This window comes from Dactylosporangium aurantiacum (assembly GCF_000716715.1).
Lineage (GTDB): Bacteria > Actinomycetota > Actinomycetes > Mycobacteriales > Micromonosporaceae > Dactylosporangium > Dactylosporangium aurantiacum.
The window spans coordinates 20,877-45,730 of record NZ_JNYJ01000003.1 but is presented as its reverse complement, the minus strand read 5'-3'; the positions used below and the strand labels follow the sequence as shown (position 1 = coordinate 45,730).

The following is a 24,854-nucleotide window of genomic DNA, read 5'->3' as shown; positions in this document are numbered from 1 at the left end:
CCGATGACAGCGGCGTGGTCACTGGGCGAGGTCGCGGCGGAGGGCGTCGGCGGTGTGGGAGCCGGTGGCGTGGGTGAGCTGTTGTGGGGTGCCTTCGAACACGACGGTGCCGCCGGCCGCGCCGGCGTCGGGGCCGAGGTCGATGATCCAGTCGGCGTTCTTGATGACGTCGAGGTGGTGTTCGATGACGATGACGGTGTTGGTGGCGGTGACGAGCCGGTCGATGATGCGCAGCAGGTGGGTGATGTCGGCCATGTGCAGGCCGGTGGTGGGTTCGTCGAGGACGTAGACGGTGCCGGTGCGGTGGAGTTGGGCGGCGAGTTTGAGGCGTTGGTGTTCGCCGCCGGAGAGGGTGTTGAGGGGTTGGCCGAGGGTGAGGTAGTGCAGGCCGACGTCGGTGAGGGTGTGCAGGACGGTCTGGATGTCGGGGTCGGGGAAGAAGGTGGTGGCTTCTTCGGTGGTCATGGCGAGGACGTCGGCGATGGTGTTGCCGCGGAGGCGGTGGCGGAGGGCGTCGGGGTGGTAGCGGCGGCCGTCGCAGTCGCGGCAGGTGGTTTTGAGGGTTTCCATGAAGGTGTGGTCGGTGTGGATGGTGCCGAGGCCGCGGCAGGTGGGGCAGGCGCCGGTGGAGTTGGCGCTGAACAGGGCGGGGTCGGTGTGGGTGGCGGCGGCGAACTGGGCGCGGATGGCGGTCATGATGCCGGTGTGGGTGGCGGGGGTGGCGCGGGGTGAGGCGGTGGGCGGGCTCTGGTCGACGACGACGGCGGTGGGGTGTTGGGTGAGGAAGTCGTGGTGGATGAGGGAGGTTTTGCCGGAGCCGGCGACGCCGGTGACGGCGGTGAGGACGCCGGTGGGGATGTCGACGGTGATGTGTTTGAGGTTGTGGGTGTGGGCGTCGTGGATGGTGAGGGTGCCGGTGGGGGTGCGGGGGTTGGTGTTGAGTGGGAGGCGTTGGGCGTAGTGGCGGCCGGTGGTGGTGCGGGCGTACGGGAGGGCTTCGAGGCCGCCTTCGTAGACGATGGTGCCGCCGTGGGTGCCGGCGGCGGGGCCGAGGTCGATGATGTGGTCGGCGGCGGCGATGACGTCGCGGTCGTGTTCGACGACGAGGACGGTGTTGCCGTTGTCGCGCAGCTGTCGTAGCAGGGTGGTGAGGCGGGTGACGTCGTGTGGGTGCAGGCCGATGCTGGGTTCGTCGAAGATGTAGAGCATGTCGACGAGGGCGCTGTTGAGGTGGCGGACGAGTTTGACGCGTTGGGATTCGCCGCCGGACAGGGTGTTGGTGTCGCGGTCGAGGGTGAGGTGGCCGAGGCCGATGTCGGTGAGGTGGTGCAGGCGGCGTAGGAGGGTGTCGATGATGGGTGCGGCGGTGTCGTCGGTGTTGAGGCGGAGGACGGCGGCGAGTTCGGCGGTTTCCATGGCGGTGAGGTCGGTGATGGCGTAGCCGTCGATGCGGCTGTCGCGGGCGGTGTCGTTGAGGCGGGTGCCGCGGCAGGCGGTGCAGGGTTGGTCGGTGACGTAGCGGCGGGTGCGGGTGGTGAGTGGGTCGCGGTGCAGGTGGAGGCGGGTGAAGAGGGCGATGGCGCCTTCGTAGGGGGTGCCGTCGGGCCGGGTGCCGGTGTGGTGGAGCAGGGTGTGGCGTTGTTCGGGGGTGTAGTCGGCGACGGGTGTGTCGGGGTTGAAGTAGCCGGGTGCGGTGAGTTGCTGCCAGTGGCGGGTGCCGGGGTGCAGGTCGGGGTGGCGTAGGGCGCCGTCGTTGAGTGAGCGGGTCGGGTCGAGGAACTGGTTGAGGTCGACGGTGGTGGTGCGGCCGGTGCCGCGGCAGGTGCGGCATTGGCCGTTGGGGTGGTTGAACGAGTAGTGGTTGGGGGCGCCGAGGTGTGGGTGGGCGGTGCGGGCGTAGAGCAGGCGCAGGATGGGGTTGATGTCGGTGGCGGTGCCGACGGTGGATCGGGGTCCGCCGCCGAGGCGGCGGTGGTCGACGATGACGGCGGCGCAGAGGTTGTCGATGCTGTCGAGGTCGGGGCGGTCGGGTCGGGGCAGGCGGGTGCGGGCGAACGCGGTGAAGGTGTCGTTGAGCTGGCGTTGGGCTTCGGCGGCGATCGTGTCGAACACGAGGGAGGTCTTGCCGGAGCCGGAGACGCCGGTGAAGACGGTGATGGCGTGTTTGGGGACCTGGACGGTGACGTTTTTCAGGTTGTGTTCGCGGGCGCCGGTGACGGTGATTCGGTCCCGTGCGGGGGTTGGGGTCATGCGGGGTCGGCTGTGGGGTGCTGGGCGGTGGGGTGGTCGGTGGTGGGCAGGCGCAGGTGGGCGAGGAGGGCGCGGTGGTCGCTGCCGGGGACGGTCCTGGTGGCGACGTCGCCGATGCCGATGCGCCGGTCGGTGAGGACGTGGTCGAGGGTGACGGGCGGGGCGACGGGCAGGCCGGGGCCGCGCCGGAACGGCCAGGTGGGTGCGAGGCCGCGGCCGCGGGTGCCGGCGGCGTCGCGGTAGCCGGTGCGGAGCAGCCGGCGCAGCGGCGCGTGGTCGAGGGTCGCGTTGAAGTCGCCGAGCAGGATGCGGGGCGGGTCGCCGCCGGCGGGTGGCTGGGCGGCGAGGTTGCGGGCCCAGCAGCGGGTCTGCCGTGGGCGTGGCGCGCACGGGTGGACGGATTCGACCTGGACGTCGCCGGCGCCGGGGACGTGGACGGTCGCGCCGGCCTGCCGCATGCCGCAGTCGTGGCGGCGGGCCAGGCCGTCGCCGCCGGTCGGGGTGAGCGGGTGCCGGCTGAACAGGGCGGATCCGGTGCCGCCGCGGCCCGGGTGGGCGACGCGGTGTGGCAGGAGCCCGTCGACGCCGGCGGTGTCGAGGGCGGCGAGGGCGGCCGGGGTGAGCTCCTGGACGGCGAGGACGTCGACGTCGTCGAGTTTCGCCTGTTGCAGCAGGGCGGGCATGTCGCCGTGGTCGAACAGGACGTTGGCGGTCATGACCCGCAGCGGCACGCCGGGGGCGGCGCCGGCCGGTGGGGCGGGCCGGGCGATGAGGCGTGGCACGACGGTCGCGGACAGGGCGGCCCAGGCGAGCAGGCACAGCAGCCAGGGGCCGGTGGCGCCGGCGATCGCGGCCCAGGCGGCGCACAGCAGCGCGAGGGGCGCCACGTAGGGGGTGAACGCGATGAGCTGGACCAGTGGCGTGCCACGTTCGAGGCCGCCGAGCCGGATGATCGTGTATGCGGCGAGGACCGCCGCGACCGCCCACAACACCATGCCGCTGAACCTACCCGCGAGGTGTGACAGATTCGGTCAGACGCCGCTCCAGTGGGGTGCGGAACCGTGGGGTGATCCGGATGTCGCCGATCCAGGTGGTGAGGTGCTCGGCGGTGGTGTCGACGGCGCGGCGGGTGGCCGGGTCGACGGGTTGGAGCAGTTCGGTGGTGACGTGGCCGGGGAGGTGGGCCCAGCCGCCGACGACGCGGCCGTCGGCCCAGATGGTGGGGCCGGGGTTGCCGGTGCGGTCGAACAGGGCGGGTGCGTGGGGGCCGAGGTACCAGTCGCGGGTGGCCCAGCCCATCATGGTCGGGTCGAGGGCGGGTAGCAGCGCCGCCCATGGTGGGGGTGGCGGGACGTCGTCGGTGTCGTCGGCGAGGACGACGCCGGTGCCGCCGCCGTCGAGGGTGACGGTGACGGTGGGCAGGGCGGCGAGGGCGGCGCGGGTCTGGGTGAGGGTCCACCCGGTCCACCATTTGAGGTCGTTGACGGTGCCGGGGCCGTAGCGGGCCAGCCACAGCCGGGCGAGGTCGGTGCGGGCGGCGGCCGGGTCGAGGTCAGGCAGCGGCGCGGGCAGCCACGGGTCGAGCAGGTGCCAGGTGTACTGGCTGCTGGTCCAGGTGCCGTTGGGGCGGCCGCGGACGATGTGGCCCTGCGCGGCGAGCAGCAGCAGGACGCGGCTGGTGGCGTACTGGCTGCCCTGCGGGAAGACGAGCTCGGTGCGTAGGCGGGGCACGTCGGTGGCCAGTTGCGCGGCGGTGGCGGCGCCGCCGCGGGCGTGCAGGGCGGCGATGGTGGCGGCTTCGACGTCGGTGAGCCAGGCGGCGTCGCCGGCGCCGCACTGCTGGAGGTGTTTGACGAGCAGCCGCCGCTGCTCGGCGGCGACGGCCGCGGCCGCCGCGGCGTGCACGACCCCGGCGGTGCCGGTCGGCACGACGAACATGGTGCGGCGCATGCCGAGCATCCGCAGCACGCTGCGCCGCGTGTACAGGGCGTCGTCGATGCTCGCGACGGTCGCGGTGGGTTGGCGGGCGGCGATGGACAGGTACACGGTGGCGGGGTCGGTGGCGTGTAGCGCGACCATGTCCGCCGCCGCGTGTTCGGGCCCGCCGGCGGTGGGTGCGGCCAGCCCGTGCCGCCACGCGAGGCGGGCCCGCCGCTGCGCGTCGCTGATGTGCGGGGTCACGCCGGCAACCCTAGCGGCCACGTGACGCGACCCTGGACCCGAGCGATCCAAGCGACTGGAGAGACCCAAGCGACCCGAGAGACCCGAGAGACCCGGGCGGCGCTAGCGGCGCAGCGAGTCGACGTAGAGCGTGATGAGGACGAGCACGACGACCGCCGTGCCGAGGATGAACCAGCTGCCCGCCCCCATGCATGGCACGGTACCGATGCGGGCCCCGGCGGGGCGTCGCACGCACGAGTGACATAGGGTCGCTGCCGATGTCCACCGCATTCGTCCTGGCGCACACCAGTCTCGTCCCGGTCCCGTTGGTGCCGGAGGTGCGGCTGCGGCTGGCGGACGAGGCGATCGAGCTGTGGCAGTACACGGAGAAGTTCGCCGGTGGGGTGCAGCTGCCGCCGCCGTTCTGGGCGTTCGCGTGGGCGGGTGGGCAGGCCCTCGCCCGGTACGTGCTGGACCATCCGCAGCTGGTGGCGGGGCGGCGGGTGCTGGATGTCGCGGCCGGTTCGGGGTTGGTGGCGATCGCGGCGGTGAAGGCCGGCGCGGCGCACGTGACCGCGGTGGAGATCGACCCCCTCGCCGTGACGGCGATGGCGGTGAACGCCGAAGCGAACGGGGTCAGCCTCGACGTGCGGCTGGAGGACGTGCTGCCCGGTGACGGTGGTGACGCTGAGGTGGTCCTCGCCGGTGACGTGTTCTACAGCCGGGAGATGACCGGTCAGGTGCTGCAGTTCCTGCGGCGGGTCACGGCGCGGGGCGCGGACAGTCTCGTCGGTGATCCGGGGCGGGCGTATCTGCCGAAGGAGCACCTGGAGTTCGTCGCCCGGTATGACGTGCCGGTGCCGCAGACGTTGGAGGACACGCCGGTGAAGCGGACCACCGTGTGGCGGCCGGTTCTCTAAACTGTCGCATCGATGGGTCCCCTGCAGAGCGTCCAGCATGCTTTGACCCCGGCGTCGGGTGACTTCACCGACGCGTGGCTGGCGAACCGGCGGTTGTCGGCGCACACCCGGGCGGCGTACCGGCGTGACGTGCATCAGTTCCTCGGCTGGTGCGCCGGTCGGGACCTGGATCCGTTGCGGGTGTCGTTCCTGCACGTGAACGCGTATGCGCGGGATCTGGAGTCGACGGTGGACGCGCGGACGGGGCGGGTGCTGGCGCCGGCGAGCGTGGCGCGGAAGCTGTCGGCGTTGTCGAGCTGGTATGCGTTTCTGCTGCGGTTGCAGGCGGTGCCGGCGAACCCGGTCGGTGGCGCGGACCGGCCGAGGGTGGACCGGGACTCCTCGGCGACGGTCGGGTTGAGCGCGGCGGAGGTCGACGCGATCCTCGCGGCGGCGGCGGCGCAGCGGGGGCCGACGGCGGCGCGGGACCGCGTGATTCTGGCGTTGCTGGCGGATCTGGGGTTGCGGGTCGGTGAGGTCGTCGCGTTGGACGTGGCGGACATCGGCACCGAGCGGGGGCATCGCACGGTGCGGTTCGTGGGCAAGGGCGGCAAGCCGCGGCGGCGGGCGTTGACCGCGCACGTGGTCGCCGCGTTGGAGGAGTACCTGCCGGTGCGTGGTGACGGTGACGGGCCGCTGTTCACCACGGCGACGGGTGGGCGGGTGGACCGGCATGCGGTGTTCCGGCTGGTGCGGCGGTTGGCGAAGCAGGCGGGGGTGCCGGCGTGGGCGCGGCTGTCGCCGCATTCGCTGCGGCACGCGTTCGCGACCGCGGCGCGGGACGAGGGTGTGCCGTTGGAGGATGTGCAGGACGCGATGGGGCACGCGGATCCGCGCACGACCCGCCGGTATGACCGGGACCGGCACAACCTGGACCGGGATCCGGCGTACACGATCGCGGCGGCGCGGGCCCGCAGGCGGCCGGCGTGATCCTGCGGCCGGCGGTGGTCGCGGACGCGGACGCGGTGGGGGCGTTGCACGCGGCGAGCTGGCGGGCGCATTACCGGGGTGCGTACGCCGACGCGTACCTCGACGGTGACCTGGTCGGTGAGCGGTGCGCGGTGTGGCGGGACCGGTTGGCGGACCCGCGGGCGGCGGTGACGGTCGTGGCGGAGGACGCCGGTGCCCTGGTCGGGTTCGTGCACGTGGTCGTCGATGACGACCCGCGGTGGGGCAGTCTCGTGGACAACCTGCACGTGACCGGTGGCCGCCGGCGCACCGGGATCGGCACGGCGTTGCACGCGGCCGCGGTCGCCGCGGTGCTGCGGTCGGCGGGGACGCCGCGGATGTACCTGTGGGTGCTGGAGCAGAATGTGGCGGCGCAGCGGTTCTACGCCGCGCGTGGCGGGCGGCACGTGCAGACGGTCCCGGTCGGTGGTGACCCGGCCCGGCTCAACGGTGTCCCGTACAAGCGGCGCATCGTGTGGGACCGGCTCAGATGAGCTGGTCGAAGTGGGTGTGCAGGTCGGCGGAGACGTCGGCGCCGCCGAGGCGGCGCAGGGTCCACAGTGAGGCGAGCAGCGCCGGGCGGTCGTCGCCGCGGTCGGCGGCCCACGCGGCGTGTTCCAGCAGCAGCGCCGCGGTGAGGGTGTTGCCGAGGCGCAGGGCGAGTTCGCGGGCGCCGGCGACGACGCGGGGGTTGCGGGGGTCGGCGGCGGCGGTTTCCGCGTCGGCGGCGAGGCGCCTGGTGGCGGCGATGAGCGCTTCGGCGACGCCGGGGAGGCGGGACACGGCGGCGTCGGCGGCGATCTCGGCGCGGTGCAGCAGCGGGCGGGCGCCGGCGCCGGTGGCGAGGGCGCGCAGCACGTCGACGGACAGGACGTTGGTGGTGCCTTCCCAGATGGGCAGGACCTGCGCGTCGCGGAGCAGCCGTGGGATGCCGGTGTCCTCGACGTAGCCGGCGCCGCCGAACGCTTCGAGGTATTCGCTGGCGGAGGCGACGGCGAGGCGGCCGGTGGTGAGTTTCGCCAGGGGTGCGACGAGGCGCAGCTCGTCGCCGGTGGGGTCGTCGCCGAGGAGGGTGAAGGCGTGCGCGGCGAGCGCGTAGGCGCCGGCGGCGTCGACGGCGAGGCCGCCGAGGGTGGCGCGGTGCAGCGGGTTGTCGGCGAGGAGGCCACCGGCGACCTGCCGGTTCGTGGCGTGGCTGAGGGCGTATTCGAGGCCGCGGCGCATGCCGCCGGCGGCGGCGGCCGCGTTGTGCAGGCGGGTGACGACGACGAGGGTCATCATGCGGGCCAGGCCGGGCACGGCGGGGTCGCCGATCGGGATGGCGGGCACGTCGTCGAGGCGGACCTCACCGGTCGGCACGGCGCGGGTGCCGAGTTTGTCCTTGAGGCGCAGCACCTGCAGGCCGGGGGCGGGGGTGACGCCGTCGGTGGTGTAGCGGGGCACGAGGAACGGGGCGAGGTTGCGGCTGCCGGGGCCGGCGCCTTCGGGGCGGGCGAGGGCGACGGCCATCGCGGAGTCGATCGCGGAGCAGAACCATTTGTCGCCGGTGAGCAGCCAGGTGCCGTCGGGGCCGGGGCGGGCGGTGGTGGTGGAGCGGGCGATGTCGGAGCCGCCCTGCGACTCGGTCATCCACTGGCCGCTGGTGACGGCGACGGCCGGGTCGGTGGCGGTGAGGCGGGTGAGCCACGGCGAGTCCGGCGCGGCCGCGGTGAGCAGCGCGGCCGCGCCGTCGGCCATGGCGACGGGGCAGGAGAACGTCGCGGACTCCGGCCCCCACAGGTGCAGCAGCGCGTGTTGGACGACGCGGGTGCGGGTGCCCCACAGGTCGTGGCTGTGGCGTTGGTACGGCAGGGCGACGACCGCGTGGCGGGCGGCGCTGGCCCGTTGCGTTTCCCAGCCGGCGGACACGTCGACGCGTTCGACGCGGTTGCCCCACGGGTCGAACCGGGTGAGGGTCGGCGGGTGGGTTTCGGCGTCGTGGTGGGCGGCGCGCAGCGGGCCGAGGACGTCGGCGGACAGGGCGGCGAGGCGGTCCTTGGCGGCGGCGTGCCCGGCGGGGCCGAGGAGCCGGTCGAGCCAGCCGTGCAGCTGCCAGTCGCTGGTGTACGGGTCACGCAACGCCGGCGCCGGCTGCACGAAACGCGTCATGCCCGCCAGGTTACCGTCAGGTAATGGGGTCAGACGAGTCGCAGCTGCCCTTCGGCGCGGGCGGTGGGGCCGAGGTCGCCGACGCGGTGGTGGCGGCGGCACAGCACCTGGTAGCGGACGTCGTCGGCGGTGGTGTCGCCGGCGGCGGGGTCGGCGTCGGTGTCGCCGATGACGACCTGGTCACCTTCGCGGGCGATACCGCCGTTGACGACCCGGGCGTTGAGCAGGCCCGGCCGGCCGCACCAGCACAGCACCTCCACCTGGACGCGGGTCACCTCGTCGGCGAGCTCGAACAGCCGCTGCGCCGCCGGGAACAGGCTGGTGCGGAAGTCGGTGGCCAGGCCGAACGCGTACACGTCGACGTCGGAGGTGTCGACGAGGTCGGCGAGCTGCTCGATCTGCGCGACCGTGTAGAAGCTGGCCTCGTCGCAGATGAGGTAGTCTACGCGGATGCCCTGCGCCCACCGCTGCCGGACCAGGCCGCGGATATCGAGGTCGGTGCCGACCTCGACGGCTTCCTTGCCGAGCCCGATGCGGGTCGACAGCCGGCCCGGGCCGGCCCGGTCGATGGTGGTCAGGACCAGGCCGCGGCGGCCCTGCCGGGCGTGGTTGTAGTCCATCTGCAGCGCCAGGGTCGACTTGCCGCAGTCCATCGGACCGTAGAAGAACTTCAGCGAGCCACCGCGGCGTAGCCGGCTGTCACCGGCGGCGACGCACGCGGACGGGTCTTCGTCGAGGGTGGGAACGGAGGACGTCACGACCGTGCAGCCTACTGTTCCGGCCGGTGCAGCAGCGTCCGCACCTCGTGCCGCTCCGGGGTGCCCATCGCGTCGAACAGTTCCAGGGCGGTGCGCAGCCGTTCCCGGGCCAGCCGCGGGTCGTCGGTGGTGACGCCGAGACCGCGGTAGGCGCGGGCCTGCTCGTACCGGTGACCGATGCGCATCGCCCGGTCCAGCACCTGCGCGTGGACGAGTTTCGCGTCCGCGGCGCGGCCGACGGTGGTGAGGGCCTCGCCGTACAGGTTCCCGGCCTGGCAGGCGACGGTCGGGTCGAGCTGCTGGCCGTCCTCGTACGCGGTGCGTAGCAGGTGCAGGCCGCGTTCGTGGGCGCCGAGGGTGAGCAGGGCGGCGCCGAGGTGGCTGCGGGCCTCCAGTTCGGCGGCGGGACCGACGTCACCGCCGAGCTGCCGGCGGGCCCAGCGCAGCAGCAGCGCCGCCTGCCGGTGCCGGCCGAGGCGGGCGCGGGCCTGGCCGAGCTCGACGGCGCCGACGGCGGCGGGCCACGGGTTGCCGGTGCGGCGGCCGTAGGCGACGATGCGTTGCGCGACGAGCGCCGACTCGGTGTACCGGCCGACGGCGCGCAGCATCCCGGCGAGGGCGGTCCATTGGACGCTGACGTGCCAGCCGTCGGCGCCGGTGATGAGGGACTGTTCCATCAGGTGCAGTGCCTCGTCGTAGCGGCCGACGTTGAGGTACACGTAGGCGAGGTTGGTGCGGGCCCGTACGCCCCAGGTGGGGTGGGTGACGAGCCGGGCGAGGTGCGCGGCGGCGGAGGCGAGGTCACCGCCGCGGGCGTGCGCGGACGCCAGGTAGTTGTGGGTCATCGCGATGAGGTCCGGGTCGTGCAGGGCGTGCGCGGCGGTGAGGGCGCGGCGGTGCAGGTCCAGGGACACGTCGTTCATCGAGTTGCGGAACAGGTACCCCCACAGGGCGCGGGGGAGCAGGACCGTGTGCCGGTGCCAGCCGAGCCGGTCGGCGAGGTGCGCGACGGCGACGACGTTGGCCCATTCCAGGTCCAGCCACCGCCGGGTGTCGATCATGTCGGTGAACGTGGGGACGTGCTCGCCGACGTCGGTGAAGTCGACCGGGTCGCGGTCGCGGTTGCTTTCCCAGACCTTGGTGGCGGCGGCGGTCGCGTGCAGGTAGAAGTCGAGCAGGCGGCGGGTCGCGGGTTCCCGGTCGGGGTCGCCGCCGGCTGGTTCGTCCAGCAGGTGGGTGGCGTATTCGCGGAGCAGGTCGTGCAGCCGGAACCGGCCGGCGACGGGTTCGTTGAGCAGGTGGCTGTCGACGAGCTGGCCGAGCAGCAGGTCGGTGTCGTCGGTGGGCAGGCCGGCGAGGGCGGCGGCGGCGCGGGTGGACAGGTCGCCGGCGGGGTGGACGCCGAGGAGCCGGAACAGTCGCTGGGCCGGTGCGGGCAGTTGCCGGTACGACAGGTCGAACGCGGCGTGTGGGGAACGGCCGTCGACGGCGAGGTCGACGGCGGCGGGGTGGGCGCTGCGCAGCCGGTCGGCGAGGTCGGCGACGCTCCACGACGGGCGGTGCGCCAGGCGGGCCGCGGCGAGGCGCAGCGCGAGCGGCAGGTGCCCGCAGAGGCGGGCGACCTCGGCGGTCGCGGCCGGGTCGGCGGCGGCGCGGGCACCGACGACGGCGGTGATGAGGCGGCGGGACTCGACGGCGGACAGCACGTCCAGCGACACCGGGCGGGCCCCGTCGAGGCCGGCGATGCGGCGGCGGCTGGTGACGATGATGAGGCTCGGCGACGATCCGGGCAGCAGCGGCAGGACCTGCCCGGCGTCGGCGGCGTTGTCGAGCACGACGAGGACGCGGCGGTCGGCGAGCTCGCTGCGCCAGCGGGCGACGCGTTCGTCGGGGTCGGCGGGGATGCGGGCCGGTGGGACGCCGAGGTGGCCGAGGAGGACGGCGAGGGCCTCGTGCGGTGGCAGCGGCGGCCGGTCGGAGTGGGCGTGCAGGTCCAGGAAGAGCCGCCCGTCGGGGTAGCGGGCGGCGACGCGGTGCGCGAGGTGCACGGCGAGGCTGGTCTTGCCGACGCCGGCCATCCCGTCGACGGTGAGGACCGCGGGGACCCCGCCGGGGTGCGGGTCGTCGTCGGCGACGGCGGTGATCAGGTCGGTGAGGAGGTGTTCCCGGCCGGAGTAGTCGGCGACGTCCCGGGGCAGCGTCCACGGCCGTGTCACCCGCTGCGGCGCGGCGGGCGCGGGGGTGGTGGGGGCGGGTTCGGCGGCGGGTTGCAGCAGGTCGTGGTGGAGGCGTTGCAACGCGTCACCGGGTGGCAGGCCGAGCTCGTCGTGCAGGGCCTTGCGCAGCCGCCGGTACACGGCGAGCGCGTCGGCGGTGCGGCCGGCGCGGGTGAGGGCCGTCATCAGCTGCCCGGTGAGCCGTTCCCGCAGCGGGTGCTGCTCCACGAGGGCGGTCAGCTGCCCGATCAGCTCCGCGTGCCGGCCGAGGCGCAGCTCCACGTCGATGCAGTCCTCCACGGCGGCGTCGCGGCGTTCCTCGAGGGCGACGGCGTGTGCCTGCACCGGTGGGCTGTCCAGGCCGGCGAGGGCCGGGCCGCGCCACAGCCGCAGCGCCGCCCGCAGCCGCGTGTGGGCGGTGTGCAGGTCACCGGCGGCGGCCGCGGCCCGCCCGGCGGTGACCAGGGCGGTGAACGTGAGGGTGTCGAGGTCGTCGTCGGCGACGGCGGCGCGGTACCCGGCGGTGTCGGTGCGGATCAGGTCCGGCAGGAGCCGGCGCAGCCGCGACACGCACGTGTGCAGCTGCGCGCGGGCGGTGGCGGGTGCGGCGTCGCCCCAGACGGCGTCGACGAGCCGGGCCACGGTCACGACCCGGTTCGGTTGCAGCAGCAGCATCGCCAGCAGGACCCGGTCGCGGGCCGCGGCGATGCGCACCGGCTGCCCGGCGACGTCGACCGTGAGGGGGCCCAGCAGCCGGTACCGCATGGATGGGTATCTCACCACGGCGGGGCCGCCGTGGCTACCGGGACTTCACAGGCGGCTGGGTGGGGTGTTGCCGGCCTGCTCGATCGCCTTGCGGATCGGCACGGCCAGCAGCGCCAGGAACCCGGCGACGAAGAACACCAGCAGGGAGATGATCGCGACCCGGTAGCTGCGGGTCGTGTCGTAGGCGAGGCCGAACAGCAGCGGCCCGAGCCAGCTGGTGCCCTTGTCGGAGATCTCGTAGATGCCGAAGTACTCCCCTTCGCGGCCCTTCGGGATCAGCTGCGAGAACAGCGACCGGGACAGGGCCTGGGAGCCGCCGAGGACCAGGCCGATCCCGCCGCCGAGCGCGACGAACAGCAGCGGCTCCTTCGCCGGCAGGAAGTACGCGATGACGATGATCACCGTCCACAGCACGAGGCTGCCGAGCAGGGTCTTCCACGCGCCGTACCGTTTCGCGAGCCACCCGAGCAGCAGCGCCCCGGCGAACGCGAGGAACTGCACCATGAGGATCGTCGGGACGAGCACGTCGTCGGACAGGCCGAGCTCTTTCGTGCCGTACTGGCTCGCGAGAGCGATCACGGTCTGGATGCCGTCGTTGTAGATGAGGTACGCGACGAGGAAGAACAGCGTCAGCGGGTACGCCTTGAGCGAGCGCAGCGTGTGCCACAGCTGCCGGAACCCGTCGATGAGGACGTTGACGCCGGCGGTCGGCGGCTCCAGCAGCGGCCGGTTGCGCAGCCGCAGCAGCGGGATGGTGGTGAACCCGGCCCACCACAGGCCCGCCGACACGATGCTGTACCGGGCGATGTCACCGGTGGACATGCCGAGGCTGTCCTTCATCAGCACCGCGGCGACGTTGAGCAGCAGCAGCAGGCCACCGCCGAGGTACCCGAACGCCCAGCCGAGGCTGGACACCCGGTCGCGGTCCTCCTCGGAGGAGATCTGCGGCAGGAACGAGTTGTACACCACGACCGACGCGCCGAACGCGACGTTGGCGAGCAGGAACAGGGCGGCGCCGAGCAGGTACCGGTCGCCGGTGAGGAACAGCATGCCGGTCGTCGCGGCCGCGCCGAGGTACGCGAACAGCGCCAGCAGCTGCTTCTTGCGGGGGGACCGGTCGGCGACGGCACCGACGACGGGCAGGACGAACACGGTGAGGAACACCGACAGGCTCACCGTGTACGGGAACAGGGCGCCGGGCGCGATCGCGATGCCGAGGGGGTGGATGACGGCGTCGTCGCAGGCGTCGCCGTCGCAGCCGGCGGCCTTCTCCGCGATCGACGTCAGGTACGGGCCGAGGAAGACGGTGACGACGGTGGTGGAGAACGCCGAGTTCGCCCAGTCGTAGAAGTACCAGCCGACCCGTTCACGTTTCGTGCTCAGCTGCGGCGACCCGGGCGTCTCGGGGGTCTGCGGCGTCTCGACAGCGGACACGGGCCGGCCTCTCCTGCATCGGTTCCTGCGGGGGTGGTGCGACGGTGCTCAGGCGGGGTTCCAGATGCCGCGGGCGTCGTAGACGTCGCGGAGCACCTCGATGTGATCGGTCATGATGCCATCAACACCGAGGTCCAGGAAGTGCCCGATCTGGTCGGCGTCGTCGATCGTCCACAGGTGCACGTGCAGGCCGAGCCGGTGCGCGTACCGGATGAACCGGGGCGAGGCGAGCGTGAGCCGCCCGTAGCGGGGCGGGACCTGCACGGCGACGACCCCGGCGGGCAGGGTGACGGGCCGGCCGGTGAGGCTGCCCGCGTACAGGGTGGCGACCTCCCGCATGCCCAGTGACGTCGCCACGTGCGGTCCGGTGAGGCGGCGGATGCGGGTGAGGCGGCGGGAGGAGAACGCGGCGAGCAGGACCCGGTCCTGGGCGGCGGTGCGGCGGATCACGTCGAGGGTCGGGTCGACGGCCGCGTCGGTCTTGCAGTCGATGTTGAACCGGACGTCCGGCCACGCGTCGAGGACCTCGTCGAGGCGGGGCACGGCCGCGGCCCCACCGACGCGGACGGTGGACAGGTCCGCCCACGTAACGTCGATCATCCGACCCGGACGCCCGAGCATCCGTTGCAGCGTGTCATCGTGGAACACGACCGCGACACCGTCGGCGGTGGCGTGCGTGTCGGTTTCGATGTACCGGTAGCCGAGCTCGACCGCGCGGGCGAACGCCGCTGTCGTGTTCTCGTCACCGGCCGACGCGCCGCCACGGTGCGCGAAACCCAGCGGTCCTGGCAGGTCAAGATAGGCCACGCCGACAGTATGTAGTGATCTTCGGTGGAGTTTGCGTAACGGCGGGTTACCTGTTGCTGTCTTCGGGCTTGCCCACAGCTTGCAGAGGGCTTGCCGGGCGACGCGGAGTGTGGATCGGCAAAGGTAGGGTGACGCACATGCGCGTGCTCGGCATCGACTTCGGCACGTCGAACACGGTCGCGATGGTCCGGACCCCGGACTCACGGATGCGGCCGCTGCTGTTCGACGGTTCCCCCTTGCTGCCCTCTGCTTTGTACTTCAACACCGACGGGAAGGTCCTCGTCGGGCGGGACGCCGAGCGCAACGCGCGGCTGGACCCGGCCCGGTTCGAACCGAACCCGAAACGTCGCATCGACGACGGCGAGGTGTTCATCGGTGACCACCCGATGCCGGTGCCGCGACTGTTCGCGCACGTGCTGTCGCTGGTCAACACCGAGGCCCGCCGGCAGCTCGGCGCCGCCCCGGACGAGGTGCGCATGACGCACCCGGCCCGGTGGGGTGAGCGGCGCCGCTCCGCGCTGGTCGAGGCGGCCCGCATCTCCGGGCTCGGCAACCCGCGGCTGATCGCCGAGCCGGTCGGTGCCGCGTCGTACTTCACCGCGGTCCTCGGCTCGGCGGTGCCGGTCGGGCGCAGCCTCGCCATCTACGACCTCGGCGGCGGCACGTTCGACGCGACCGTGGTGCGGCGCACCCAGTCCGGGTTCGAGGTCCTCGCCGAGGACGGCCTGCCCGACGTCGGTGGTCTCGACTTCGACCACGCGATCGTGGAGCATCTCGGCAAGGTGTACTCGCAGAGCCACGCGGAGAAGTGGTCGTCGATCGCGAACCCGGCCGACGCGAACGCCCGCCGGCAGCGGCGGCTGCTGTACGAGGACGTGCGCGGCGCGAAGGAGATGCTGTCGCGGACCGCGTCGACCGACATCCACCTGCCGGCGCTCGAGGTCGACGCGCACCTGACCCGGGAGGAGCTCGAGGGGCTCGTCAAGCCGTACCTGGAGCGGACCGTGTCGTGTCTGCGCCGCGCGATCGAGTCCGCGCGGCTGCAGCCGAAGGACCTCGTCGGGATCTTCCTCGTCGGTGGCTCGTCCCGCATCCCCCTGGCGGCGCACCTGATCCACACGGAGCTGGGGGTGGCGCCGACGACCCTGGAGCAGCCGGAGACCGTCGTGGTGGAGGGCGCCCTGTGCATCGGGTCGCCGTCGGCGCCGGTCCACGCGTCCGGGATGCCGCGCACGGTCACCCCGCCGCAGCCGCAGCAGCAGCGGCCGGTGTCGGCGGTGCCGGTGTCCCCGGCGATGAACCGGCCGGGGCCGATGCAGCAGCCCGTGCAGCAGCCGCCGATGCAGCAGCGTCCCCCGGTGCAGCTGGTGCGGCAGCAGCCGCCCGTCCAGCTGGTCCGGCAGCAGCCCCCGCCGCCGCAGCAGCCGCCGGTCCAGCTCGTGCGGCAGCAGCCGCCCCCACCGCAGCAGCCGCCCGTGCAGCTGGTGCGGCAGCAGCCGCCGGTCCAGCAGCCGCAGCAGCCGTACCGCCCGCCGGTGTCGCCGGCGCCGGTCGCGCAGCCGGCCCGGCCGGGCCCGTTCCCGCCGCAGCCGGCCCGGCCCGCGCCGCAGCCCGCCCAGCAGCAGACCGACGAGGGTGAACGCAACTGGGTCGCGGTCATCATCGTCGTGCTGGTGCTGGTCGCGGTGCTGTTCGTGATCCTGCTGATGACGGCGTTCAACGGCTGACGTCACCGACAACGAGGAGGGGGCCCGCCGTGGCGGGCCCCCTCCTCGTTTCGTCGTGCCGTCCTGCCGAGGCCCGCCACGCACGGTGCGTGGCGGGCCTCGGCAGGGCTCAGTTGAGCGGGGCCCAGAACCCGGCGAGGGAGCTCGTCGCCGGGTCGTCGGAGCTCAGCAGCTGCCCCCACGGGTCCGCGCCCGCCGGCACGTCCACACCGTCGTAGCCGGCGAGGTCGGCCGGGTCCGCCGGGTCGGTGTCGGCGACCGGGTCGAACGCCCCGGACACCGCGTGCGGGTCGCCGAGGACACCGGCGTCGCTCCACGGGAACCCGTCGACGGGCTCCGGCGGGCTGTCCAGGTGCAGCTGCTCCGGGAACTGCGGATCCGGCCAGCCGTCGTCGCCGTGCACGTCCGGGTCACTGCCGAACGACTCGACCTGCCCGACCGGGTCCACGTCGAGGTCGGCCTGCCCCGCATCACCCGGGTCACCCGCGTCGCCGGGGTCGCCGACGGCGGGGTCGAACTCGGCGTGCTGGGCCGGGTCACCGTCGGCCGGCTCGAACCCGTCCACGTGCCCGTCGGTGTGCCCGTCGGTGTCGCCGCCATGGACGGACTGATCGTAGGCCTCGGCGGCGTGCTCGGTGCCGAGCGGCTCCTCCAGGTCGTCGCCGCCGTGCGCGTCGCCGCCCAGCGGGTCACCGCCGAACTCGTCGTGCCCGCCGTCGAAACCCTGACCGAAACCCTGACCGTACCCCTGGCCGTAGCCGTGGTCGAAGGTCTGCTCGAACCCGTGGTCGCCGCCGAGGTCGGCGGTGTCACCGGTGTCGGGTTCGTCGCCCGACTCCGACCATTCCCAGTGCCCGTCCATGATCCAACCCCCTTACGCCTCGGCCGGCGCGTCGGCCGCGTCCGCGGGTGCGTTCGGTGCCAGTGCCCGTACCCGCACGAGGACCTCGTCAACCTGCTTGATGCGGGCGCGCAGACCTTCCCGTTCGGTGTTGAGCGCCGCCTTGCGCTTGGCCCGCTCCGCCTTGTCCTCCGCCAGGGACTTGTCGATGTTGGCGATGTGCGCGTCCAGCTGCTTGAGCCGCCGCTCGATCGCCTCGTCCAGGGCGAGGGTCAACGCGTACTGCAGGTCGGTGAACCGGTGCATGATCTCGTCGGAGAGCGCGGCGCGGGCCTCACCGAGGACCTCCCGCAGCCACGTGCGGGCCTGCACCTTGTCCGTCATGCTCTTCCGCTTGAAGATCATGTACGCGCCGGCGGCGAGACCGAGGCCGATACCGATGACCGGGATGACCAGCCCGGCACCGGCGACGCCGGCCAGACCGATCGCGCCGGCACCGGCCATCGCGCCACGACCGGCCATCATCGCCATACCGGCGGAGGACATGACGACCATCGCGCCGTCACCGTTGCCGCCGTCCCGGCGGGGTTTCGTGCCCAGCGCGTGGCGCAGCTTCGCGTTCAGGCCGCGCAGCACGTGCTGCAGCTCGTTGGGGTGGAACACCTGCGCCAGGACCCGCTCACCGACCTTGCGGAAGCGGAACTCCAGGTCGTGCGACAGGCGCACCGACAGCGCGTACAGGGCCTTGTCGACCTCGGCGGGCAGGTCGCTGATGTCGCCCCGGCCACCCTTGTCGATCTTCTCCATGAACTGTTCCTGCAGCTGCGTCATGTACGAACGCAGCCGCGTCGTGGCCTCGACCCGGGCCCGCTGGGTCTCGGTGGACAGCGCGAGGGACCACTGGCGGGACTCGGTGCGTTTGCGGGTGGCGACCTGCGCGCGTTCCTCCTTGGCGCGTTCGGCGTCCTTCGGGTCCGGGTCGGTGGCCTTCATCCGGTCGCCGAGCTCCTGGTCGATACGGATGTACTCCGACCGCACCGACCGCAGCACGTTCGCCTGCTGCAGCAGGTGACCCTTCTTCGCCAGGTCGATCAGGGCGTGCTGCAGCTCCGCGATGCGGGACTCGCGGATCAGCTCACCCGCGGCGTCCTTCGGCAGCGTCATCGCCAGCTCCGCCAGCCGCGCCGACACCGGGAACCACGGGGCGGAGCCGAACCGGGGCGCGTGCGTCTGCAGCTGCCCCTTGTTGTCGGCGAGGATGGTCCGCCAGCCCGGGTACGCGTCGACCTTCGTCAACGCGAACAGCACGAAGTTGACCTTCTTGCTGGCCTCGATGAGGAAGTTCATCTCCGGCTTGGAGAACGGTGAGGACGAGTCCACGACGAACAGCAGCGCCGTGGCCCGCTCGACGGCGTCCATCGCGACCTCGGCGTGCATCGAGTCCAGGCCGCCGGTGCCGGGGGTGTCGGTGAGGGTGAGGAACTGCAGCAGCGGCGCGGAGTGGTGCACCTCGATGCGCCGCGGCGGGCGCATCCCGTCCGGCAGCCGGCCCAGGACGGTGCCCCAGTCGCGCAGGTCGCCCAGGCCGAGCGGGATCGGGTCCTCCCGGCCGGGGACGTACGCGCGGGCGCCGTGCTGGGTGTTGTGGGTGAACTCCAGGTACGACGCGGTCGCCACCGCCGCGTCGACCGGTGACAGGTTCGGCACCCCCATCAGCATGTTCGTCAGGCTGCTCTTGCCGCGCTTCGTCTCACCGACCACGACGATGCGTGGCCGCTGCACCTCGCGGCGGCGTTCGGTGTCCACGTCCGCGGCCGCGTCCGGGTCGATCTTGCGCAGGTACGCGAGGGACCCGTCGACGCCGGCCTTGAGCAGTTTGCCGAGGGCCGCCTCGGGGCTCGGCGGCTTCTTGTTGTTCGCGGGTGGCGCCGCGTTCTCGGTCGAGGTCATCGGGGCTGCTCTCTGCGTGGTTGCTGGCTGGTCGTGTGCTGCTGGGGCTGCGCGACGGTCGGGTGGGCCCCGGTCGGCCCGCCCGGGTTGCGGGCGGCCTGGTACACGGTGACGATCGGGGCGCGCAGGACCCGCCCGTCACGGTCGAGGTAGCCGGGGACCTCCACGGCCGCGATCGACCCGATCAACGCCGGGTCGTTGGACGGTGCGGCGCCGCCGGCCTCGTGGTGCGCCGGGTCGAACCGGGCCCCGGTCGGCTCCAGGGTGGTGACCCCGGCCTCCTGCAGGGCGGTGCCGAGCCGGTCACCGAGGGCCTTGGACGTGACCCGGTCCCGCACGTAGATGCACGCCTGGACCAGGGCCCGCCGGTCCGCCTCGGCGGGGCCGGCGCCGTTGCCGCGGCCCGCGGCCGCCGGGACCTGCACCTGGCGGGGGGCGTTGCGGGACGACAGCAGCAGCAACAGCAGCAGGGCCGCGCCGACGAGCAGGGCACCGACGAACGCGGTCGCCGCCGCGGTCACCCCGAACGGCTGCTGCGCGGTGCACGCCGGCTGTGCCGCCCGCACGACCTGACCGGCCGGCTGCGCCTGGGTCTGCTGCGCCTTCGGCGGCTGCTCGGGGGCGCCGCCACCGCCGAGGGAGTCACCGATGCCGGCGCCGCCGGCCGGGGTCGTCGGCGCCGGCGCGGCGGTCGTGGCCGCGGTCGTGGCCGCCGGCACCGCCGGGCAGTCGGGGGCGCCGCTGATGAGGCCGGTGGCGACGCCGGTGAGCACGGCGACGATCAGAGCAACAGCCACGGCGACGAGACGCAGGCTGTTGGAGGACGAGAACATCGTCGGCTCCTGGGGGTGGGTGCCTTCAGTTGACACGGGCTTGGCCACGGATACGTTGGGACAGCAGGTAGAAGCCGCGGTGCGCGACGAGCGCGACCCGCGACTGGGACGGGCTGGCACCGGCGACGGCGTAGGCGCGCCACCGGGTCGCGGCGTCCAACGCGGCCCGGACCATCTGGTCACGGTCGGATCCCTGCAGGTTGAGGATCCAGCCGGGGTCGTTGGACAGCGCGAGCCGGGTCAGTTCGCCCTCCATCTGGTCGGGCAGGTCCACGGCGCCGGTCGTGACGAGCTGCGCGACCTCCAGCAGCCGCAGCCGGTGCGACTCCGGCTGCTGCAGGACCCGTTCGATCGCGTCGCGCAGCAGCTCCCGGTCGTGGGGGCGTTCGGCGTGGCTGGCGATCTTCTCCAGGCTCGACAGCGCCCACCCGGCCTTGATCGCGTCGGTGCGCCACCGGAACGCGTGGTCGAGGGTCTGCCGCAGCCGCGGGAACCCGGACGCCTGGAACAGCATCCGGACCAGCTCACCGGTGGCCAGGGTCGGCTTGTTGACCAGCTGGGCGATGGCGAAGCTGATGCCGTACAGGTCTAGCAGCCGCAGCAGCCGCTCCCGCGCCTCGCGGGTGATGCCGCACTCACGGGTCGTGAACAGGTCCACGGAGGCGAGCAGGACGGTGCGCTCACCCTGGGGGAGCGCGGCGAGCTGCCGCAGCGCCTCGCAGTCCGCCGCGGTGAGCCGGCCCGCCTCGGTGGTCTCGGCGAGCAGCCCGACGACCGGCACCACGTCGGACACCACCCGGCGCAGCACCTTCGACTGGTCACTGGCCAACGGCGCGACGATCGGCCACGGGTCCTGGCCGCCGCCGGCGAGCTTGTCGACCTTGTTGAACAGGCCGAGGGAGTTGATCGGGTTGCTCGACAGCCGCGCCGAGATCGACCGGAACGCCTCCAGGGCCTGCACGTCGTCCTCACGCACCGACTGCGTGAACACGTAGATGATCGCCTCGGCGCCGGACAGGGCGCCGGCGGAGTCGGAGTCCAGGTCGTCGTCGATCGGCGCCTCGGAGAACAGGAACCGGCGGGCCTGGTCGGACACCGACGTGTTCGCGCTGGACAGGCCGGGCGTGTCCACGACGGTGAGGTCGCGCAGGTGGTCACTGGTGAGGGTCACGTCGACGTAGGCGACGTCGTGCCGGGCGACGCCGAGCCGCTGCGGGATCATGCCCGCCTCGTCGAGCGGGAGGCTGACCCGGGCACCGTTGCGTTTCACGACGTCGACCCGGTCGGAGGTGCCGTACCGGAACTGGGTCACGATGCGGGTGCACTCACCGACCTCGGTCGGGGCGACCCGCCGGCCGATGAGCGCGTTGACGAGGGTCGACTTGCCGGACTTGAGCCGGCCGGCGATCGCGACACGCAGCGGCTCGCCGAGGCGCCGGCGCACGTCGACGACCTGTGCCTGGGCGCCGCCGCCGAGCCGGTTGCCGACCTCGGCGCACAGGTCGGCGACCCGGGAACTGAGTGGTCCTGGAGCCACGTCGTCAGCCCTGCACCGCGCTGGCCGCTGATACGTCCCCGGGGAGACTGATCACCGACACCGCGAGGCCGGTGTGTTCAGCCAGAATGCCGACGTACCCTCGGGGTTCCAAGGGGTGGTCCTCGCTCATTACTCGCTCCCGGGTGGAATCAGAACCGTCATGTCACGCACGTACGGCACACACATTACGAATATCCTGCGCGCGCAGGATCCCATGTTCGTGCCACGAATGGAGGCGAGAAGTGCCTGAGGCACCGACTGACGAGCCAGGCGCCGGGGCCGGGCCGGTCGCTGCGACGGTCGGCCGGGCGACGGTGGGCGCGGCCGCGTGGCCGCCCGCCGACCTGGTCGCCGCAGCGGTCGACGCCCTGCGTAACCCCGGTCTGGTGGTCATCGCGGGGGCGCCCGGCACGGGCCGCTCGACGGTGCTGAAACGGCTCGGCGAGACGTTCCGCGGGGCCGTGTTCGCCGGTGGTGCCCTGGCGATGTTGCGTGGCGTGCCGGCGTTGCCGCTGTCCCGGGCGGTGCGGGTGCGACTGCCGTCACATGAGGCGCCGCTGCTCGCCGAGGCCGTCAGGTCCCGCGTCCGTCACGGTCTGCTGCTCCTGGATGACCTGCAGTGGGCGGATCCGCTCACGATCGCCGCGTTGCCGGCCATCGCCGAGCACTGTCGGATAGCCGTCACGTTACGTACGCCGCACCGGCTGCCCGGCGACGCCGAACAGGTCCTGCGCGCCGCCGCCACGGCGTGGCTGAACGTGCCCGCGATGCCGGCCGACGCCGCGGCCGCGCTCGTGCGGCAGATCGCGCCCGGCGCGTCCACCACCGTCGTGGCCGACCTGGTCCGCCGCGCCGGGGGTGTCCCGCTCGCCGTGACCGCCCTGGCCAAGCACGTCGCGCAGGGCGGCACCCCGCAGGACTCCGATAAGGGCCTCGCCTACACCGTCGCCGGTGCCCTCGCCGACCTCAACCGGCCCGCACGCACCGCCATGGCCGCGCTGGGCCTGCTCGGCCGGCCCGTCACCGCGACCGTCCTCGGCGAAGGCATCACCGAGCTCACCGCGACCGGCCTGGTCGAGGTCGACGCCGCCGGGATCGCCGCGCCGGTGTCGCCGTACACCGCCGAGGTCGCCGCCGGCCTGCTCGAGCCCGCCGAACGGGTCGCGCTGCACCGGCGCCTCGCCGGTCTCGTCCCGCCCCGGGAAGCGGCCCGGCACCTCGCCGCCGCCGGCGCGTCCGGCGACGCCTACCAGGTCGCGGTCCGCGCCGCCCGTACCGCCGCATCGACCGGGGAACGCGCCGAGCTGCTGCTGCTCGCCTGTGACCTGCCCGGCGTCACCGCCGCCGCGGACGTGCGCCTCGAAGCGGCCCGCGCCGCCCTCGCCGCCGGCCGGCCCGGCTCCTGCCTGCGGGTGCTGGACGCGGACGCCGTCACCGACCCGGCCATCGGCGCCGTCGGCGCGGTCCTGCGCGGTGAGGCACTGTTGCAGCAGGGCAACGCGGCCGCCGCCGCCACCGCCGTCACCGACGTGCCGGACGACGCGCCCGCCGACGTCCTCGGCGCCCGCGACCGGGTCCGGCTGCTCGCGACCCTGTCCACCGACCCCGACGCCGCGCTCAGCCGCGCCGAGGAGCTCCTCGGCGTGCACGGCGACGCGCCCGCCCACCCTGGGCTGCGCGCCGCGATCGCCGCGGTCCGCGCCGGCACCCGGCGCCCCGGCTGGGAGTACGGCCTCGCGTCCGCCGCGTCCGCCGCCGGGCAGGCCGGTGACGTGCTCGCCGCCCGCTGGTCGGCATGGCTGCTGGTGGAGACCCTCACCGCCGACGCGCGGCTGGCCGAGGCGTCCAACGCCGCCGCCGCGGCCGCCGCCGCCTGCGCCGGTGACCTCGCCTACTCGTGGCAGACCCGGTTCATCGCCGCGCAACTGTGGTGCGACGCGCTGCGCGGCGAGGAGATCGACGAGGTGGTCCGCCGCGCCGGTGACCTCACCGACCGGACCCTGCCGGCCGTCGCCCGCGGCTACGCCGTCGCCGCCGCCAGCCTCGCCGAGGCCGACGGTGGGCTGCTCGCCCCGGCCCGGGCCCGCCTCGACGCGCTCGGCGGCCGGCCCTCCTCGACCGGACCGGTCCTGGACTGGGTCACCCGCGAGGCCGCCTGGCTGGACGGGCAGCCCGACCACGCCGCCGGACGCGCCGGTGACCTGCCCGCCCCGCCGCTCGTCGACGGGCTGCGCCGGATCACCGCCCGGTGGGCCGCCTACGACGCCGGGGACACCGCCCTGGCCGCCGGCGACGCCGGGGACCGGCCCCTCGCCGCGGTCGCCGCGACCCTCGACGCGTGGAAGGCCCCCGACCTGTTCGCCGCGGCCGCCGCCGCCTGGCACGACCTCGCCCGCCGCGAGGAGGTCCGCTGCCTGCTCGCCCAGGGGCTGCTGGAGGACGACGCCGAACTGGCCGTGCCGCCGCTGCTGGAGGCCGAACGCCTCGCCGAGGAGGCCGGGCTCGTCGTGCTGCTCGGCCGGGCCCGCCGCGCGCTGCGCCGGCACTCGATCCGCCGCGACACCCGCGGCCGGCGCGCCGGCGACGACCTCACCGACCGGGAACGCGACGTGCTGCGGCTCGTCGCCAACGGCGAACCGACCCGCCGCATCGCCGGGCAGCTCGGCATCTCCCGCGAAACGGTCGAGACCCACATCCGCTCCGGGATGCGCAAGCTCGGCGCCCGCACCCGCACCGAAGCCGCCGCGCTCGCAATCGAGGAACTTGGATGAGTAATGGTGTCCACTTGTGCGTGAGCACCCCAACACCGCATCGTTGGCGGATGACACCCGCTGAACCGCCCCGACCGACCGGCGACGCCACCGGTCAGACACCCGGTCAGGGCCGCTGATGGCGGGCGACCCCGCACACGCACCCCGCTACGTGGTCGCGTCCGGCGGCGACGCGACCACCGTGCTGCGCCGGCTCGCCCGCGCCGGCTGGACGACCCGCGAAGGGTTCGCCCTCACCGACCAGGCCTGGGACGTCTCCGACGCACGCCTCGCCCTCTACGGGCGGGTCGCCGAGGCCGACACCGCCGAGCTCGCCCTGCTCGCCGCCGCCCGCGGCGCCGGCATCGTCGCCATCTGCGACACCGGCGGCGACATCGGCCGGGCCCTGCTCGCCGACCTCGCCCGCATCGGCCCCGTCACCACCGACCCCGACACCGACCTCGGCACCGGACCCGAACCCGACGCCGGCGGCCCCCAACTCGCCCCCGAGCAACGCGCCCTGCTGGAACGCCTCGCCGGCGGCGAGACCATCGCCGCCGCGGCCGCCGCGGAGTTCCTGTCCCTGCGCACCGCGAACCGGCGCATCGCCGAGGCCCGCGAAGTCCTCGGCGTGCGCACCACCCGCGAGGCGGTCCTGGCCTACCTGCGGATGCGCCGCGAAGGCGGCTGACCGCGCGGGCCGGTCCCGGCCGGCCCACCCCTGCCATACTCCCGCCGTGAGCCCGCTCCGGACTCCTGGCATCACTCCGC

General features: G+C 73.8%; 18 protein-coding genes. 6 read left to right on the top strand and 12 right to left on the bottom strand.

Annotation, left to right across the window (positions count from 1 at the left end; translation table 11 throughout):
- Nucleotides 1-18 precede the first annotated feature (18 nt).
- Genes OP18_RS03865 through OP18_RS03855 form a run of 3 tightly spaced genes read right to left on the bottom strand, consistent with a single transcriptional unit; the run spans nucleotide 19 to nucleotide 4,431 of the window.
- Nucleotides 19-2,250, bottom strand: a complete 2,232-nt coding sequence (locus OP18_RS03865; protein ID WP_033357321.1) for an ATP-binding cassette domain-containing protein — start codon at nucleotides 2,248-2,250, stop codon at nucleotides 19-21.
- A complete protein-coding gene (locus OP18_RS03860) occupies nucleotides 2,247-3,245 on the bottom strand; it encodes an endonuclease/exonuclease/phosphatase family protein (protein ID WP_052386196.1) in 999 nt (332 codons plus the stop codon). Before OP18_RS03860 ends, OP18_RS03865 begins: the two co-directional genes overlap by 4 nt.
- 10 nt (nucleotides 3,246-3,255) lie before the next feature.
- Nucleotides 3,256-4,431: a winged helix DNA-binding domain-containing protein gene (locus OP18_RS03855; protein ID WP_033357320.1), complete on the bottom strand. Its 1,176-nt coding sequence runs from the start codon at nucleotides 4,429-4,431 to the stop codon at nucleotides 3,256-3,258.
- A gap of 257 nt (nucleotides 4,432-4,688) precedes the next feature.
- Between OP18_RS03855 and OP18_RS03850 the strand changes: the two genes are divergently transcribed.
- The 3 genes from OP18_RS03850 to OP18_RS03840 are packed head-to-tail and all read left to right on the top strand — an operon-like array spanning nucleotide 4,689 to nucleotide 6,811.
- On the top strand, nucleotides 4,689-5,330 hold the full coding sequence (locus OP18_RS03850) for a class I SAM-dependent methyltransferase (RefSeq protein WP_033357319.1): 642 nt from the start codon (nucleotides 4,689-4,691) through the stop codon (nucleotides 5,328-5,330).
- A 12-nt stretch (nucleotides 5,331-5,342) separates the two neighbouring features.
- Complete coding sequence (locus tag OP18_RS03845) at nucleotides 5,343-6,299, top strand: tyrosine-type recombinase/integrase (protein ID WP_033357318.1); 957 nt, start codon at nucleotides 5,343-5,345, stop codon at nucleotides 6,297-6,299.
- Nucleotides 6,296-6,811 (top strand): GNAT family N-acetyltransferase, encoded by a 516-nt coding sequence (locus tag OP18_RS03840; protein ID WP_033357317.1) that lies wholly within the window; start codon nucleotides 6,296-6,298, stop codon nucleotides 6,809-6,811. The genes OP18_RS03845 and OP18_RS03840 overlap by 4 nt, the downstream gene beginning before the upstream one ends.
- Here the strand turns inward: OP18_RS03840 and OP18_RS03835 are convergent.
- The 5 genes from OP18_RS03835 to OP18_RS03815 all read right to left on the bottom strand — a co-directional run bounded on the left by OP18_RS03835 (nucleotide 6,804) and on the right by OP18_RS03815 (nucleotide 14,445).
- Nucleotides 6,804-8,465 carry an acyl-CoA dehydrogenase family protein gene (locus OP18_RS03835; RefSeq protein WP_033357316.1) on the bottom strand — a complete coding sequence of 554 codons (1,662 nt, stop codon included), beginning with the start codon at nucleotides 8,463-8,465 and terminating at the stop codon, nucleotides 6,804-6,806. The genes OP18_RS03840 and OP18_RS03835 overlap by 8 nt on opposite strands.
- A gap of 29 nt (nucleotides 8,466-8,494) precedes the next feature.
- Complete coding sequence (locus OP18_RS03830; RefSeq protein WP_052386228.1) at nucleotides 8,495-9,139, bottom strand: thymidine kinase; 645 nt, start codon at nucleotides 9,137-9,139, stop codon at nucleotides 8,495-8,497.
- A 95-nt stretch (nucleotides 9,140-9,234) separates the two neighbouring features.
- Entirely contained in the window at nucleotides 9,235-12,204 is a 2,970-nt protein-coding gene (locus tag OP18_RS03825; protein WP_033357315.1) for an AfsR/SARP family transcriptional regulator, read from the bottom strand.
- Nucleotides 12,205-12,249: 45 nt separating this feature from the next.
- Nucleotides 12,250-13,638: an MFS transporter gene (locus OP18_RS03820; RefSeq protein ID WP_033357314.1), complete on the bottom strand. Its 1,389-nt coding sequence runs from the start codon at nucleotides 13,636-13,638 to the stop codon at nucleotides 12,250-12,252.
- Between the two features lie 48 nt (nucleotides 13,639-13,686).
- Nucleotides 13,687-14,445 (bottom strand): glycerophosphodiester phosphodiesterase family protein, encoded by a 759-nt coding sequence (locus OP18_RS03815; protein ID WP_033357313.1) that lies wholly within the window; start codon nucleotides 14,443-14,445, stop codon nucleotides 13,687-13,689.
- A 137-nt stretch (nucleotides 14,446-14,582) separates the two neighbouring features.
- On the opposite strand from OP18_RS03815, the gene OP18_RS03810 reads away from it, so the two are divergent.
- Nucleotides 14,583-16,172: an Hsp70 family protein gene (locus OP18_RS03810; RefSeq protein ID WP_052386195.1), complete on the top strand. Its 1,590-nt coding sequence runs from the start codon at nucleotides 14,583-14,585 to the stop codon at nucleotides 16,170-16,172.
- Between the two features lie 109 nt (nucleotides 16,173-16,281).
- On the opposite strand, the gene OP18_RS03805 is transcribed toward OP18_RS03810, so the two are convergent.
- The 4 genes from OP18_RS03805 to OP18_RS03790 are packed head-to-tail and all read right to left on the bottom strand — an operon-like array spanning nucleotide 16,282 to nucleotide 21,333.
- Nucleotides 16,282-17,034 carry a hypothetical protein gene (locus tag OP18_RS03805; RefSeq protein ID WP_033357312.1) on the bottom strand — a complete coding sequence of 251 codons (753 nt, stop codon included), beginning with the start codon at nucleotides 17,032-17,034 and terminating at the stop codon, nucleotides 16,282-16,284.
- A gap of 12 nt (nucleotides 17,035-17,046) precedes the next feature.
- Entirely contained in the window at nucleotides 17,047-18,963 is a 1,917-nt protein-coding gene (locus tag OP18_RS03800; protein WP_052386194.1) for a dynamin family protein, read from the bottom strand.
- Complete coding sequence (locus tag OP18_RS59485) at nucleotides 18,960-19,796, bottom strand: nucleotide exchange factor GrpE (protein WP_063745426.1); 837 nt, start codon at nucleotides 19,794-19,796, stop codon at nucleotides 18,960-18,962. Before OP18_RS59485 ends, OP18_RS03800 begins: the two co-directional genes overlap by 4 nt.
- A gap of 25 nt (nucleotides 19,797-19,821) precedes the next feature.
- Nucleotides 19,822-21,333, bottom strand: coding sequence for a dynamin family protein (locus OP18_RS03790; RefSeq protein WP_033357311.1), 1,512 nt, complete (start codon nucleotides 21,331-21,333; stop codon nucleotides 19,822-19,824).
- Nucleotides 21,334-21,575: 242 nt separating this feature from the next.
- Here OP18_RS03790 and OP18_RS03785 point away from each other — a divergent pair, with 242 nt between their 5' ends.
- Nucleotides 21,576-24,104 carry a helix-turn-helix transcriptional regulator gene (locus OP18_RS03785; RefSeq protein WP_245635247.1) on the top strand — a complete coding sequence of 843 codons (2,529 nt, stop codon included), beginning with the start codon at nucleotides 21,576-21,578 and terminating at the stop codon, nucleotides 24,102-24,104.
- Nucleotides 24,105-24,222: 118 nt separating this feature from the next.
- On the top strand, nucleotides 24,223-24,774 hold the full coding sequence (locus OP18_RS03780) for a helix-turn-helix transcriptional regulator (RefSeq protein ID WP_033357310.1): 552 nt from the start codon (nucleotides 24,223-24,225) through the stop codon (nucleotides 24,772-24,774).
- The last annotated feature ends 80 nt before the right edge of the window (nucleotides 24,775-24,854 follow it).